Source organism: Bacillus sp. Root131 (assembly GCF_001429475.1).
Taxonomy (GTDB): Bacteria; Bacillota; Bacilli; order Bacillales; family Bacillaceae_G; genus Bacillus_A; species Bacillus_A thuringiensis_S.
In genome coordinates this window covers 90,576-107,373 of record NZ_LMJQ01000008.1, presented here as the reverse complement: position 1 = coordinate 107,373, position 16,798 = coordinate 90,576, and the positions used below count along the sequence as shown (strand labels likewise).

The window sequence follows — 16,798 nt, the reverse complement described above, 5'->3', positions numbered from 1 at the left end:
TCTTGTCTTCAAACGAAAAACACCTCCAATGAATTTGCATACTTAGTATGCGAATTCAGGAGGTGTTTTTTTCATGTACCACTATTCGGGTTCACTTCACAGATCGCGGTTTTTTTGTCTTTAAGCATCTTTCAGGATATCGGAAACATCCACTCCACTACTCATACATATTCCCACCATTGCAGGAATAATGATTTCAAATTCTTCAGGACGGATGACACTTATATACGACGCCCTAGGGTTACCTCTTCTCGCGTTAGTTCTTCGAGACTTCAGATTAATTCCTTTCTCCAACTTATTTACAAGATGACTGCAAAGGTCTTGCCAACCTTTATTTGTCCCAATAGTACCGTGAATAACTACAGAATAACGATTAACAAGCTTGCGAAGAATCTTTTCAGGAGTTTTATACCGCATTTCTTCTTTTGCTAACGTTTTAATTACCGTTTTTTGTTCTTGTAACTTGTTTTCAATTTTAGTAATATGACGACTTTTAAAATCTATTAATTTTTCAGAAGCATGTGCCAGTGCGTTGATATCGCCCGACATAAATGCTTGTCCTATCGCCATTTGTAATTGTATCTCTTCATCAATATCCGCGACTTTAGCTTCACTTGTTGCTTTCTCTTCGATGTGTAACAATTGAGTTCGAACTTCTTTTGCAATTTCTGAATCGCGAAGTAACATACCAACGCGTAAGATTGCACGGCGTGGGAATACGTTTCCCCCCGCACGGCTAATACCTAATGCATTTAGTTCATTCAGTTTAGGCGTGAGATTACCTAACGCCTTAATTTCAGCATATTTCTTATAATGTAGCCCGTCCTGTTCTAGTTCGTCACGATGTTCTTTGATTAGTTGGCGTAGCGTATTTTGGTTTACTTCGTAAAAATCCGCAACTTGTTTCGTAGTTGCCATTTCTAAGTTAGGTAATAGTAGCAAGCCTTTCACCTTTTCCAGTACCTCTACACGGTTCATGTGAGATTCACGAACGTTAGCGTCAATAATAAATGTTTCTTGACTTGTAATTAATTTTGTCATAATAAAATTCCTCCGAAAGTATTTCTTGTTCTTATACTTTCTGTTCTTCCGTAGTCATAAGTTTCGTGACACTTATTTTTTGATTAATAGAAAGGAAGATTATTCATTCTTCCTCAATTTCTCTAACTTTTCTTTGCATACTATGAAGGCAACTCCTAAAAATACGAAGAACTATTACTAACATGAAAATTCCCAAACTCAATTAATTTTTTATTATAAAATTTATTTAACGTTTACTGATTGCTGGGATTCTCGTCTTCAACTGAAAAATATAGTGTGTATTATTGAAACGCCCTACATGGCAAACTAAGTACCCCCTCCCGCATGGCGGGAGGTCTTTACCTTTATTCGATTAAATTTACATATATATTTTGTATGGAACGGCTTCTTCAGGAAGGTTTGTAGATAAAGAAGTAATGAAAGAAGAATTGAATATTAATAATCAAAATGAATCAATTCAAGTAGAAAAATGATATGAAAACAAGAAAAGGTTTTGATACGAAGTTATGAAACAAAATCAATGTTGATTTAAAGGGATTCAGTAGCAGTGACAAATAATGTTTCATAAACGATGGAGTTATGGAACAGGTTAATAGTATTAGATAGTAATAGTTCTAATGTGGGATAAGATACGGGATAGTATTACGAGACGCAATCTGCCCAACGCTATGACGTATTACTTACGCTACGATTGATAGCAATAGATAGTAATGGAATACAGATGTAACCGTCCTGCCGTGCGGGTAGTATTCGTGCATAACAATAACCATCCCCTTTGGAATGGCAGGATTACAAACGATGTACGGGGGCGTTTAAATACATAGCCCCGCTTGAAGTGTACCGCCTTTTGATTTAGATAGCCCCCGTCTATGTGCGAAGTCCTTTTTAATCCTTGCGAATCCATAATGCACCGCCCCTTTAAATTTACCAAACGTCCATTATGGCAGGGGATTTCGGACATTTTATTCTTCTTTGATTTCATGCAGTTCATAACGTCCGTTTGACACGTCCATTTTCTCGTTATACAATTAGGACAGAATAAAGGACATCGGGAGGACATTACATATGATTATTGGATACGCAAGGGTTAGTACGGTAGAACAGAATTTGGACGCACAATTAAAAGCACTGGAAGAAGCAGGGGCTACGAAAATATACCAAGATAAGAAGTCAGGAAAAGATATGCACCGTGAAGGATTACAAGAAATGCTTTCTACGTTAAAAGCGGGGGACACTTTGGTCATTACAAAGATTGATAGAATCGCTAGAACAATTAAAGGTGGCATTGAATTAATCGAAGAATTAACTTCGAAAGGAATCAAATTACACATTCTTAATATGGGCTTATTCGACGGTTCTCCTACGTCTAAACTAATCATGAATGTTTTACTATCCGTTGCTGAATTCGAACGTGAGATAATGCTAGAACGTCAACGTGAGGGCATTGCAATCGCAAAGGCAAACGGCAAGTACAAGACGAAGCCGAAGAAGTACCATGATAACAATAAAGCTTTAAATACCGCTTTGGAAATGTTAGCAAATCGTAAATCAAACGGATACACGGTTAAACAGATATGCGAAGAATACAACGTAACGCGATCATCACTATATGCAATTGCGAAGGAAAAGGAGATTCTGTAAAACAGGATTCCTTTTTTTGTCCAATTTGTAATGACTTTGTGACACCATACTTCACTAGAATATATTCCCAACGCTATATTTTCATTGATAGCTGAATAATGAATAAAGCCAGCAATGACGCGGGTTTACTTGAACTTCGTGCACAAACATGATTTTTATTTTAGTACACGTTTGGGACGAATCATGAACATTTACAGCGTTCGTTTTAAATCACCTAGCGTCCACGTATCAATACCCTAATATATAGATTCACAGAAAACAAAAGAAGGACTAGCGACGCCTCCTACAACGTCACTAGCCCTTTATAATTATTATTCTGTTGTTCCTGCATCTTCGGGACGATTATTAATGTCGTAGCCCGCTTTAACAAGCAAGTGTGCCGGCACGGCTTTTTTGAATGGATTACCCTCATTGAACATTTCAAAAAACGTCTTCCCCGATTGTTTCAATGCAACGCCTTCAGCAACCTTTTCTTGTTCCTTTGCAAGCGTCGCCGCCGCGTCTTCTTCTTTTGTTGCTTCCTTCTTCAATTCTTCATATCCAACCATTATCAATTGTAATGGTGTTAGTTCTTGGTTTGCCATAATTATTTCCTCCTATTTCGTTTGCCCTTCGTATTGGATCGCGTAGTAGCCTAAAAGCCCACCAAACGCCCCTTTGGAATCTTCGGTTATTATAATTGGATGAAAAGTATTGTCATAGTTACGGTTCACATTAAATTCAAACGCACGACGTTTATAATGCGGAATTGGTTCTAATCCTAATCGTTGTTCAATCTGACCAAACTTAGCTAATTCACGGTCAACGTTACCCGCTACGTCGCTGTACTCAACAAGTAACTTCAAATAAGCTAGCTTCGCATCCTTTAACCTCGTCGTCATAACTTCTTGTTCTTGCATTGTTTTTTTGAAAATCTTCTCGCGATCTGCTTCGACTTCTGAACGTATTCCTTCAAGTGCTTTCCGCAAAAGATTGTCCATATTACCTAGCATCTTCTGAACTTGTTCACGTTCCGCATGAACTTTATTCAAGTCCGTTTTCAACTTCTCGTTTGGTGTGCCATCTTCCATGATTGCACGCTGAAAATCGTCTTCTACCGCACTTTGCAAGAAACGTGCATCGTCATTTAATTGAACAATCTTCCCTTGTAGTTCCGTGCGTTTCGCTTCGTACTTCGCAATGATTTTATCCGCTTTTTCTACACTATTTTTAAATAATAGTCCCATAAATTTATATCCCCCTATTGTTTGAGTAACTCGTCAATTTGTGCTAGCAATTCTGGCGTCGTTTCTTTCGTAACATTCATTTCTTGCTTCACGTTCACTTCCTCATTTTTCAACTTTCCAGTAACCTGCATAAACAATTTCGCATGTTGGAACGACCCTAGACGGGCTTTATCAATCACGGTTTCCATAATACTCTCAAAGGATTGTGATATGAGATTCTGACGCAATTCCTTTTCAATTTGCTGACCTTCTTCGCAATTTCTGTATCCGAACAAGGTCCTACGGTCGATACCGAATGACTCCGCAATACTGATGTAACTTTCTCCATTTCGTTTTCTATAAAAAGCTTCTGTTACAAAATCCCTTTGTGTTGGTGTTAGCTTCTTACTCATTTGATGTGATACCCCCGTGTTTTTGGATTACATACAAGTTGATTACAAGTATTTCGTCTAAATCCAGTCCCATACTTTGTAATGCCCGTGTGATACGATAGTTCGATAATTGAGTTATGTTGCGACGCCCCGTTTCGAACTTATGAAGTAATGATTGTTTAACGCCGCTTATCTCCGCTAGTTCTCGACAAGATACACCTTTTAAGGAACGAAAGAATCGAATTGTTTTCCCGTGTAACATGATGTCTAATGCTTTATTGTTTTCCACGAAATGACCTCCGTTTTATATGTAGAATTTTGATTGTTTGAATTAGAAATAGGACGCCGAATAATCGACGCCCCGTTTTAGGTAGGAATATAACCCGATAGTTATAACTGAAATGATTGGCATTGGTCGGGAAGCCGTTAAGCTTTCCCTACCCTTATATCCTTCTAAAGCCCTTCGGTACAAGACGAATTAGACAAATTGGGATATTTATTTTCAAAAAAGAAAAGCTAGCGAAATAGATCGCTAGCTTCGAGAGAAATATGAAATTGATAATAAAGGAGGAAACGTAAGTGCTTCATAAAAAAAGAATCCCCTATAAGGGACTCCATCAAGTAGAACGTATGTCAAATAAAACTTACATCAAACATTAGAACGTTGCAAATTACCGAGATTGCGATTTCTAGCTGATTATCTTCGCTTTTATGTATGGTTTATTACTAATCGTCTTCTAGTCCTTTTTGTTATACCAATTTGCTATTAGTTTAAGTCCGATGGCTGCGATCAGTACGATTGTTGATGCAATTCCAACATAATCCGATAATCCGGGGTTTTTAAAACTTGTTGTCGATGTCACCAAGATAAGAAACAACGTTAGAACAATGAATTCACTATCTTGTCTTAATGGCTTGATGCTTACTCCTTCTGTCTTTCTGTTCACTTCTCCACCTTCTTACTTTTGTTTTTAATCTACACATCGTTTACACTCTATATTACCCTATTGTAGCTAGTGGTAGCTACTTATATTTTCCTCTCGGGTGATTCGCTATATAACCCGTATATCCTTGCAATAAAGCTTATACAAGAATAGCCGTGAATCAGTGTCATGATCGCCGCTAACATCTTGGTTACCATCGTTATTAGTACTTACGTCCCATAGGTTATGCAAGGTTTATTGATTTATTCATCTGAGAAGATACCGAATGTTAATAGGTAGTATTACGTAAGGTTTCATAATCTATTGTTGCGTATTATTAACTTCTTTCCCTTCTTATACATTAATAAATACAATCTTTTTCGTTATTTTGTCACAAGAAATTTATATTTTTTGTATTTTTATCTAAATACCCAAAAAGCAAGGACACAAATTCGCCCCTGCTAAATAATACTTGCTTGTTATATTTCTCGTTACAGCTTGTTATTAATACGTATCCCTATCACTACTAAAAACATTTAGCAGCCTTTGTGAGTTTCTCAGCTTCTTTAAGTTTACCTAAATTTTATCCATGATATTGACAAAGAAACCTACGACCTTATTATAAAAGTATATTCGAAAAAGATTCTCTCAATTGTTCTATTTGTTTCTTATTAAATTTTTTTATTACAGAAAGTGTGCCAGCACTCTCTATTTCCACTAACAAATAGTCATTGGTTTTGTAATCTTTCAGAATTCGGATATCTTGTTTTTGGGGATTCTGTTGTTTTGCTGAATCCTCTTTTTTTACTTTTTCTTTTCTTATTAGCTTTGCTGTATCTTTTATTTCTTTCAGTTTTCCCATTAACTCATCATCATATATAACCTTCCCCATTTCATCCCTTTTTACAGAAAGATTATTTCGTTTATTCCAATAATTAATAGTACTCTTTGCAATCCCTAGATTTTCAGCTGCTTCAGCACGGTTTAAATACTTTCCACCTTCATCATTGTGCAGTACTAACTGCTGTTGCATTGATGCTTGAGGTTTTTCCTTTTGAATTTTTAATATAGGTGGCACCTTTCTTTTCAATTCTTCTATTTTACTTCTTACGTCTGATTTTTGGTTATCTCCACAATTAATAACAATTAAATTACATTTTCTCAAATCATAAGGATTATCTGTTAAATTTAGAACGTGTTTTAACTTATTATCAATACCCATAATGAGTCGTGCTAAATTAATTGCTTTTCGTCCATCAACTCCGCCTATAAATTTTTTCTTATCCCTTTTCCAACTTTTCCATGCCCCTTTTATGGCAATATCAATCTTTGAAAAATCTTCTGTTTCAATATATACCTCTTTCATTTGTTGCGTTTCTGCATCTGGGCAATATATTACTGTATACCCTTCATCCAAATGCCTAAATTCATTTATCATTCCTTCTTCACCTTTCATTTGACAGAATTTTATAAACCAATTAAAATTTTATAATTTTCCGACTAAAAAATCTACATAAACTTACAATTTTCTTTAAGCAAAGAACAAAGTTTCCTAAATCCAATCATATATATTTCACCTCTTCAATTAATCTTTTTATATGGTCATCTATATCTACTCTTTATACAGTAATCATTCTCTATATCTTTACTATGCTTCAGTATAGTGGTTTTATCTTAGCCAGCGGAAAACCTAATTTTTTTCAACTTTCTTCATTAGGCATGTTGGCTTTTGGTTTTGAAGGTCTTATACTATCGGATTGTTACGAGGAAAACGGCTTGGTGGATAGACTTCTCCCTTGCGAAAATATATAAGGTTAAAGCCTAACCACAATACTATCGTCATGCCGACGAGGTATCCGTATTGTATGAAAGACGCATTGACTGCAATCAGCTATAGCTATCGAAACACTATACTGTTTGCTTGTAACTTATCGACTATTAGTACAAAATGTTGTTTCGCCGTACGGTGCGTGTCCACGCCCTACACCGTTCCCTTTCAGGAAATTCGTTACAAAACCCGATATCCTCGCAATAAATTACGAAAACAGCCGTGAATCAGTGTCGTAATCGCCGCTTAATAGTAAATGGCTAACTACAGCCGTACAATTACGTCTTATTTGACCCCCCAGACACTCTTTACCATCCACGTCTTGGGTATCATCGCGGTTAGAACTTACGTCCCTTAGGCTTCGGTATACAAGGCTTGTGTCCTTTACCTCGCTTACGTTATACGGTTATAAATGCGTCAATGAACCGATATCCGAATGTATTTTCTGCGTTGGCTACATTAAACCCCGTTTATTTTAAGGTACACTTCACAGCATTCCTTCGTGGTCACGGTATCCACGTTCGGAATTACCGCACACCAACGCCACGAATCACCTAAAAAAGGCAATAAGAAACTAGACCTCTTGCATTATATTTTTTAAAAATCTATAATGGAGGTGCTGAATGTGCGGAATATCCGTTATTTAGTTTTAATTTGATTGTTTAAATTTTGGTCACGTGCTGGTAACACGTGGCTTTTTTCTTTTACTTAGAATTTCATACTTGCTAGTGGTGAATGACGTTGATATTTATTTTTTATCTCATCATCAGTAAAGTCTAAATACGCCCTTTGAGTTACTTCTACCGATGAATGACCTAATACCCTAGACAAGCTAAACCAATCACCACCATTAAGAATGTAATACTTTGCAAAGTTATTTCTTAATTGGTGAGGTGTGAAATGTACACCTACCTTTTTACCAATACTTCTAATACTCGCCTCAAAATTATTGACGTTCAACATTGTCCCTCTTATCGTAGGAAACAAATACTCTGCATCACTAAATCTATCCCTATACTTCAACCAACGCTTTAAATCGTTAGCCATGATATTAGAAAAATAAACATATCGTTGTTTCTTATTTTTCGGATTCGTAATTAAGATACTTTTATTTTTTATATCTAGGTCTTCGGCTTGCATACTACAACATTCTCCTGCACGTATGCCTGTATCTAAAATAAGTTTAATCATGACGTAACTTCTAAACCCATGGAATGTACTTATATCTATTGAATACAACACTTTCTTTATTTCATCTACTGATAACAATATCTTTTGTTTCCGTTGCGGCTTTATTGATTCAATATTAGATATTGGATTCTTAGCAATATCCTCTTCAGCTTCTAAAAAGTTGAAAAAAACCTTAATATTACGAAGGTAATTAGCAATTGTTGTTTCACTAATGGTCTTTCCATAATCAGTTCTACGTGTTGGATAATTAATTTGTTCACTAGCTGTATTAGATGTAAATGTGTATTTACCCCGTTCCCTTAAATATTTAATATACGTCCGAATATGAAGAGGTTTTACCTTATCAACATCCGTAATCTTTAATTCCCTTTCTAAATATGAAGTAAATAACTTCAACGTTTGGTCATATGACCGAATTGTTTTCCTACTTAGATGCTTTGCATCACAATGAAGCAAAAAGTTTTCAACGTTCATCTGAAAGTTATTCATACAACAAAAAAACCTCCTAGCTATTGGAATTAAAATTTCAATCCAATAAATAGAAGGTTTTTAAATTAACCGCCAATTACCTATGTACTTTATTGCCTACATACGTAATTCGTTGGTTTTTAAATTTTATTATGAAATACACTTAACACCTTGATACTACAGCGTTTAAGAAGCTTTATGTTCAAGTCTCAACTTATCCGCAACCATTGCGATAAACTCAGAATTCGTAGGTTTTGCTTTTGACATGGATACTGTATAACCGAATAAGGACGAAATAGAATCAATATTCCCACGGCTCCACGCTACTTCAATCGCGTGACGAATTGCGCGCTCCACACGGCTTGCTGTTGTATTATATTTCTTTGCGATATCTGGATACAATACTTTCGTAATCGATCCTAATAATTCGATATCGTTGTATACCATGGAGATTGCTTCTCGTAAATACATATATCCTTTAATATGAGCGGGTACACCAATTTCATGAATGATACTCGTAATACTCGCATCTAAGTTTTTCGGTTTTCCATCTACTGTTGTTGCTGATCGGAATGATGGTAGTGGACGTTTAATCATAGCGTTTGCTTTACCACTCACTTGACGAATATGACTCGTTAAATTCTCCATATCAAATGGTTTTAATATGAAATATGAGGCACCTAAGTCAACTGCTTTTTTCGTCACATCTTCTTGCCCGAATGCTGTCAACATAATTACGCTAGGCTGTTTTAACCTTTCAATATGTCGCATTTTTTCCAATACAGCTAAACCATCTAAGTGTGGCATAATAATGTCTAAAACGAGTACATCAGGTTGCTTATCTGCTAATAAGTTTAAACACTCTTGACCATTATAAGCAGTACCGATTACTTCCATATCATCTTGAGCAGCTACATAGCTCTCTAACATTGATACTAGTTCTTTATTATCATCCACAAGACATACTTTAATTTTCTCCACAGCTTTTCCTCCCTTACCGAATCGATTCTCCGACATGTGTATCCTTCTAGGCTACATGAATTGTTCGACAATTGTGTGAAAATTCCCTTTTAAAGTTTCTTACTTTCCGATAAAATCACAAAAAAATATGTTTATCGTTCATTTATTCCCTTTCGCAACACATTCCATCATAGAAATACAACGAAACGTTCAACCCTTTTCTTTTATTTTACAACAAAAAACACCTCTTGCGGAGCTTTTACAAAATTTCAACGAATTTTTCAACAGAAAAAGCGAGCTAATATATATATTAGCTCGCTTTTTTCTCTTGATCATAAATATTAATTCCAGCTTGATGTAACATCCATTCAATATGAACACCATATCCTGATGTTGGATCATTTACAAATACATGCGTAACAGCACCAATTACTTTTCCATTTTGTACAATTGGACTTCCGCTCATCCCTTGTACGATACCGCCCGTTTTCGCTAATAGACGTTTATCTGTTACTTTTATTACCATACCCTTTGTGGCTGGGAATTTTTGTTGCACTGTACTAACAACTTCAATATCAAACGCTTCTACTTTATCTTGATCAATAACTGTTAATATTTTTGCCGGTCCTTCTTTTACTTGATGAGATAATGCGATAGGCATCGCTTTATCCATTATACCGTTTTTCATATTCGTATTTAATTTGCCAAAAATACCATATGGACTATTAATTGTAATATTGCCAATCACTTCACGATCTGGTGAGAATCTTGCTAATTTCTCCCCTGGATTCCCATGACTACCTCTTTCAATTGATGTGACTGTCGAGCGCATAATTTGTCCATCTTCGACTTGAATCGGCTTTTTCGTATCATTATCAGAAATAACATGACCAAGTGCCCCGTATTTCATAGAATCTGGATGAACAAATGTCATCGTTCCAATTCCAGCTGCCGAATCACGGATATACAAGCCAATTCGATAAGACGATTCACCGTTGTCTTTTTGTGGAGTTAGCTTCGTACGAATATATTTTCCATCTCTTAACAATACAAGATTAAGCGGTTCACCTGTTTCTCCACTATTATGAATAAACGGTGCTACATCACTCATTCTTTCAATTGTTTTACCATTAATTTCAGTAATCATATCTCCAATTTGTACACCTGCTGTTTCACCAGGAGATATTTTACCCTTTTCAGTTTGAATTAAATGATGGCCTACAACAAGTACACCTTTTGTATTTAATTTCACACCAATTGATTGTCCACCTGGAATTACTTTAAAATCTTTTAACACTTTCACATTTACTTTTTTCACTGGAAAACCAGCAAGCTGAAATACCATATCAGCTTCACCATTTTGATGAGAATTTACCATAAGTTCTTGTTTTTGTTCATTCGAACTCACTGTAAATACATGACGATTTGTGGATGAAGCTTTGAAAACTGGTAATGATGATATTTCTGATTGTTGTCCTTCAAAAACAACAAGTTGTTTCGGTGATGAAATAAACGTTCGAAGCGGTTTAAAACATCCAATAAAAACTAAAGAAACAAGGAGACAAAGACCTATTATTTTTCGAAATTTTTCTAATTTCAACTTGTTCACTCTCCTCGCTCCTACCCCACATTCAGCCTCTTGGCTTCACTTTTTAATCTCTCCTTGCAGTGCATTATTTATAACCGGAAGAATTAAGAAATCGTCATTTGAGAAAAAAAGCTATCCATTACTGGATAGCCTCTGCTGTCTGTTTAAAATGATGCGCTTGCGTAAGTAATTCTTTCGCATGCTCTGTCGTTAAATCTGTGATTTCTACACCAGAAATCATTCGAGCTATTTCTGTTACTTTATCCTCCATAGTTAAAACAGTAACTGATGTAATTGTCCGATCATTCGCTACTTGTTTTCGAATAAATAAATGTGAATCCGCCATTGAAGCTACTTGAGGTAAGTGCGTAATACAAAGTACTTGCGAGTTTACTGATACTCGATAAATTTTTTCCGCAATAGCCTGTGCGACTCGGCCACTTACACCCGTATCCACTTCATCAAAAATAACAGATGCAACCCCTTGATGCTTAGAAAAAATGCTTTTTAAAGCTAAAATAATACGAGATAACTCTCCGCCAGAAGCAACCTTTGAAAGTGGTTTTAGCGGCTCTCCTGGGTTCGTTGAAATATAAAATTCCACATGATCGTAACCATCCACCGTAAGTCTTACCGGTGCACCTTCCACAAGGGGTTCTTCTGCATTTCCTGCTCTCTTCATAATTCGCACTTCAAATTTCGTTTTTTCCATATATAATTCTTTTAATTCCTGATGAATTGCATTTGTAAGATGTTCTGCAAGCTCATGACGCATATTACTTAACAACGTTGCTTCTTTCAGAATAACACTCTCTAATTCCTTCAACTGTTTCTTCGTCGTTTCAATATGAACGTCTTTATTTTCAATTGTAAAAATTTCCTGTTCAATTTTATCTGCATACGCTAAAATCTCTTCTACAGTATTTCCATATTTTCTCTTTAGCATACGAATTTCATTCAAACGTGTTTCGATTTCATCTAAACGATTTGGATCATATTCCATCATATCGAGCTTTTCTCTCAGTTGATAGGCAACCTCTTCTAATAAGTAATAGCTATTTGCAATTGAATCATAATTCTCTTGATACATTTCATCTAAATGTGTAATACTTTCCATTTGTCCCATTGCACTTCTTACATTATCTAACCCTTGTCCGTCGGCACTTAACGAACGATATGCATCACCTAACGCTTTATAAATCTTTTCAAAATTAGAAATTTGCAATCGTTCCTCAGTTAATTCATTTTCTTCATCCATCTTTAAATCTGCCTTGCGAATTTCTTCATGCTGAAATTGAATTAAATCTAAGCGATGTGCCATTTGTTGTTCATTTTCACTTAACGATTTCAATTGTTTTTTTAATTTTTCATAGTCAGCGTATACATTTTGATATATGTCTAATTGTTTAACGATTCGATCCCCATCAAAGTGATCAAGCATAAACAGATGTCGTTCTTCATTCATTAAATCTTGTGTTTCGTGCTGTCCATGAATATCAACAAGTGATTTCCCAATTTCTTTTAATATGCTAAGTGTAACAAGCTTCCCATTTACACGACATACACTCTTTCCGTTCGCAGCAATATCACGCTTTAAAATAATCATGCCATCTTCTATTTCTATATCTAACTCTTCTGCCTTTTCAATACATGGATGCTTCTCATCTTCAACATAAAATAGCCCTTCAATCTCAGCCTTTTCTGTTCCATATCGAACAAATTCTGCTGATCCACGGCCACCTACAAGTAAACTAATCGCATCAATAATAATCGATTTTCCGGCCCCTGTTTCACCGCTTAAAACCGTTAAACCTTTTTGAAAAGAAATATTTAATGCTTCAATAATAGCAAAGTTTCTAATCGATAATTCCGATAACAATGCCCCATTCACCTCGTTATAAAATAATCCCTTACTAAAGGATTTTCTCAGTTCTTCATTCAAATAATCATGTTATATATTTGTATGTATATACTCTTCTAACCCGCTTCATTGTACCAAACATTTGTTTTACGGGTCAATCCATCTATTTTCTAACTTTATGCAAACAAAATATTATATTACAATTGAAAATTCATATTTTTAACCAATAAAAATATCTTGTTCACTTTCCACTTTACGATGGAAAGCAAACAAGATTTTTTGTTACAACATATTTAAGAAACGATCAGAGACAACACCTGTATCGTCAGGTGTACGGCAAATAATTAAGCAAGTATCATCACCACAGATGGTTCCGATGATCTCATCCCACTCTAAATGATCAATAAGTGCTCCAAGTGAATGAGCGTTACCAGGCAATGTTTTTAGCACAAGCATATGTCCTGCCGTGTCTAATTTTACAAATGAATCCACTAGATTTCGTTTTAATTTTTGTAACGGGTTAAATCGTTGATCTGCTGGCAAGCTATATTTATAGCGCCCATCATGTAATGGCACCTTCACTAAGTGCAGTTCTTTAATATCGCGCGATACTGTTGCTTGCGTTACATTAAATCCCTCATTACGTAAAATATCAACTAATTCATCTTGTGTTTCAATTTCTTTGTTTGCAATAATTTCCCTGATTTTAATATGGCGCTGACCTTTATTCATACATTTGCACCTCACACTATCTCTTACCATAGTTTAAACATTGGTATACTTCACTTATTTATGTTAACTTATAATTCGTTTCTTGTACACAATTGTTTTTACAATCATTATACAATTACAGCAAAAAGAGGAACAACATATGTTATTCCCCTTTCCCTTTTTGTTTTAGAACGTCATGCGCTTCTGTAACAACTTGCTCTATAGAAATCGGAGAATGATTTTCGCCATTCTCACGTTCACCATGCCATTTCAGATGAATTAAAAATTCAATATTACCGTCTCCACCCGTAATTGGTGAAAATGTTAAACCTTCCACATCATAGCCTTCTTTTAAAGCAAACTCGACAATCATTTCTACAACAGCTTCATGTACTTTTCTATCACGAACGATACCTTTTTTCCCAACTTGCTCTCTTCCAGCTTCAAACTGTGGTTTAATTAACGCCGCTACATCTCCGTTAGGCATAAGCATTGTTTTTAAAACTGGCAGTATAAGCTTTAATGATATAAATGAAACATCAATACTTGCAAATTGAGGTAAACCACGTTCTAAGTCTGCTGGTGTCACGTAACGGAAATTTGTTCGTTCCATTACAACAACACGCTCATCTTGACGTAATTTCCACGCTAGTTGATTGTATCCTACATCTAATGCATAAGATAATTTCGCTCCATTTTGAAGCGCACAATCTGTAAAGCCACCAGTTGATGAACCAATATCTATCATAACTTTATCTTGTAAATCAAGATGAAATGTCTCTAATGCCTTTTCAAGTTTATAACCACCACGACTTACATACGGCATAACTTGTCCCTTCACCGTAATCTCAGTATCTTGCGAGATTTTCTCTCCTGGCTTATCAAGTCTCATTTCATTTGCATATACGAGTCCCGCCATAATGGCGCGCTTTGCTTTCTCACGCGTTTCTATAAGTCCTCGCTCTACTAATAGTACATCTACTCTTTCTTTTTTTACGCTCATTTGTTACGCCCTTTTTTGTTTTGATGGAATCATTGTATGAATACGGTCTACGACAGCATCTGTCGTTAAACCAATTTCTTCTAATAATTTTGTTACACTTCCGTGCTCTATGAAGCGGTCTGGAATACCCATTCGTTCAACTAATGCACTATGGTAACCATTTTCAGATGCAAATTCAACTACTCCTGTTCCAAAACCACCAATTAAACAAGCTTCTTCAATCGTTAAAATCGGTATATTCTTTCCTAGAAGATCATGTAAATATGCTTCATCCATTGGTTTAATAAAGCGAGCATTCACTACTTTCACTGAAACTCCAGCTTTTTCAAGACGCTCAGCGGCTTCCATCGCCATTGGTATTGTCGTACCAAACGTTAAAATAGCTGCTTGTGTACCCTCTTTTAACGTCTCCCACGTACCGATCGGAATCGCCTTTAATTCTTCATCCATATGAACGCCAAGTCCATTACCGCGCGCATAACGCAATGCGATTGGTCCATCTTCATATTGCATCGCCGTATAAACTAAATGTTGCCCTTCATTTTCATCTTTCGGCATCATAAGCACCATATTTGGCAAGTGACGTAAGAATGAGATATCAAATACGCCTTGATGCGTTTCACCATCTGCTCCTACTAATCCTGAGCGATCTATTCCAATGAAAACATTTAAATTTTGGCGGCATATATCATGAACAACTTGGTCATATGCTCTTTGTAGAAATGTCGAATAAATTGCTAAGAATGGCTTCATTCCTTGCGTTGCCATACCTGCTGCCATCGTTGTAGCATGCTGTTCTGCAATACCTACATCAATCATACGATTTGGGAATTCTTTTTGGAATTTCTCAAGTTTTGATCCAACAGGCATTGCAGGTGTAATTGCTACGATACGCTCATCCGCTCTCGCTAGCTTAAGTACTGTTTCACTAACAACAGCACTCCATGCTGGTGCAACTTCTTTCGGCTTAACAAAGTCACCTGATTCAATTTTATAAGGTCCTGTTCCATGCCAAGTTCCAATAACGTCACTCTCGGCCGGTTTATAACCTTTTCCTTTTTTCGTAATAACGTGAACAAGCACTGGGCCTTTTGTTTTCTTTGCATATTGCAACGTTTCGAATAGCTTTTCATAATCATGCCCATCGACTGGACCTAAATATGTAAAGCCTAACTCTTCGAAAAAGACACCAGATACTAGTAAATATTTAAGACTATCTTTTATTTTCTCTGCTGTCGCAGCCACTTTCCCGCCAACTGCTGGGATTTTCTTTAATATATACTCTAATTCATCTTTTACCCAGTGATATTTTCCTGCGGTACGTAAACGACCAAGTACATTATGGAGCGCACCAACGTTTGGTGCAATTGACATTTCATTATCATTCAAAATAACAATCATATCTGTCTTTTCATGTCCAATATGGTTCAATGCCTCTAAAGCCATTCCGCCTGTTAAAGCACCATCTCCAATAATTGGTATAACATATTCTTTCGTTTTCTTTAAATCACGTGCCAGAGCCATTCCCATTGCAGCCGATAACGATGTCGAGCTATGACCAGTTTCCCATACGTCGTGCTCACTCTCACAACGTTTCGGAAAACCACATAGGCCTTGATATTGCCTTAATGTACCAAACTCTTTCGCGCGTCCAGTTAAAATTTTATGTACATAGGATTGATGTCCTACATCCCATAAAAATTTATCTTGCGGGCTATCAAATAATTTATGCAGAGCAATTGTGAGTTCTACTACACCTAAATTAGGCGCAATATGTCCACCTGTTTGAGAGAGCTCTTCAATTAAAAACTTACGAATATCCTCACTCAATCCCTCTAGTTCACTGATAGACATATCTTTCAAAAAACTAGGGTTTTGAATTTGCGTTAGATCCACACGGATCACTCACTTTCATTTCATAATCTGTCAACATGTCAAATATTATAAAAAACATTTACACAAAACAAGAAATTCTCTTTTCTATTT

General features: G+C 36.0%; 14 protein-coding genes. 1 reads left to right on the top strand and 13 read right to left on the bottom strand.

Annotated features, from left to right (window positions below; all coding sequences use genetic code 11):
- Positions 1-120: 120 nt before the first annotated feature.
- Entirely contained in the window at positions 121-1,041 is a 921-nt protein-coding gene (locus tag ASE54_RS19695) for a hypothetical protein (protein ID WP_000163731.1), read from the bottom strand.
- Positions 1,042-2,106: 1,065 nt separating this feature from the next.
- Between ASE54_RS19695 and ASE54_RS19690 the strand changes: the two genes are divergently transcribed.
- Entirely contained in the window at positions 2,107-2,682 is a 576-nt protein-coding gene (locus tag ASE54_RS19690) for a recombinase family protein (protein ID WP_000583555.1), read from the top strand.
- Between the two features lie 311 nt (positions 2,683-2,993).
- On the opposite strand, the gene ASE54_RS19685 is transcribed toward ASE54_RS19690, so the two are convergent.
- From ASE54_RS19685 to dxs, 12 genes are all read right to left on the bottom strand, one after another.
- Positions 2,994-3,266, bottom strand: coding sequence for a hypothetical protein (locus ASE54_RS19685; protein ID WP_000013207.1), 273 nt, complete (start codon positions 3,264-3,266; stop codon positions 2,994-2,996).
- Between the two features lie 12 nt (positions 3,267-3,278).
- Positions 3,279-3,908 carry a hypothetical protein gene (locus tag ASE54_RS19680; RefSeq protein WP_000523720.1) on the bottom strand — a complete coding sequence of 210 codons (630 nt, stop codon included), beginning with the start codon at positions 3,906-3,908 and terminating at the stop codon, positions 3,279-3,281.
- A gap of 14 nt (positions 3,909-3,922) precedes the next feature.
- Positions 3,923-4,300 (bottom strand): hypothetical protein, encoded by a 378-nt coding sequence (locus tag ASE54_RS19675; protein WP_000038769.1) that lies wholly within the window; start codon positions 4,298-4,300, stop codon positions 3,923-3,925.
- Entirely contained in the window at positions 4,293-4,568 is a 276-nt protein-coding gene (locus ASE54_RS19670; RefSeq protein WP_000429761.1) for a helix-turn-helix transcriptional regulator, read from the bottom strand. Before ASE54_RS19670 ends, ASE54_RS19675 begins: the two co-directional genes overlap by 8 nt.
- A gap of 1,253 nt (positions 4,569-5,821) precedes the next feature.
- The gene (locus tag ASE54_RS19660) at positions 5,822-6,640 is read right to left on the bottom strand and encodes a MerR family transcriptional regulator (protein WP_000606604.1); all 819 of its coding nucleotides are present in this window, start codon (positions 6,638-6,640) and stop codon (positions 5,822-5,824) included.
- Between the two features lie 1,098 nt (positions 6,641-7,738).
- Positions 7,739-8,710, bottom strand: a complete 972-nt coding sequence (locus ASE54_RS19655; RefSeq protein WP_001058889.1) for a tyrosine-type recombinase/integrase — start codon at positions 8,708-8,710, stop codon at positions 7,739-7,741.
- 165 nt (positions 8,711-8,875) lie between these two features.
- A complete protein-coding gene (gene spo0A / locus ASE54_RS19650) occupies positions 8,876-9,670 on the bottom strand; it encodes a sporulation transcription factor Spo0A (RefSeq protein WP_014894889.1) in 795 nt (264 codons plus the stop codon).
- Between the two features lie 289 nt (positions 9,671-9,959).
- Positions 9,960-11,258 (bottom strand): SpoIVB peptidase, encoded by a 1,299-nt coding sequence (gene spoIVB / locus ASE54_RS19645; RefSeq protein ID WP_057187529.1) that lies wholly within the window; start codon positions 11,256-11,258, stop codon positions 9,960-9,962.
- Between the two features lie 118 nt (positions 11,259-11,376).
- Positions 11,377-13,116: a DNA repair protein RecN gene (recN, locus tag ASE54_RS19640; protein ID WP_000947759.1), complete on the bottom strand. Its 1,740-nt coding sequence runs from the start codon at positions 13,114-13,116 to the stop codon at positions 11,377-11,379.
- A gap of 264 nt (positions 13,117-13,380) precedes the next feature.
- Entirely contained in the window at positions 13,381-13,830 is a 450-nt protein-coding gene (gene argR, locus ASE54_RS19635) for an arginine repressor ArgR (RefSeq protein WP_001032580.1), read from the bottom strand.
- A 142-nt stretch (positions 13,831-13,972) separates the two neighbouring features.
- Positions 13,973-14,812 (bottom strand): TlyA family RNA methyltransferase, encoded by an 840-nt coding sequence (locus ASE54_RS19630; protein WP_000111874.1) that lies wholly within the window; start codon positions 14,810-14,812, stop codon positions 13,973-13,975.
- A gap of 3 nt (positions 14,813-14,815) precedes the next feature.
- On the bottom strand, positions 14,816-16,708 hold the full coding sequence (gene dxs, locus ASE54_RS19625) for a 1-deoxy-D-xylulose-5-phosphate synthase (protein WP_000366457.1): 1,893 nt from the start codon (positions 16,706-16,708) through the stop codon (positions 14,816-14,818).
- Positions 16,709-16,798: the final 90 nt, after the last annotated feature.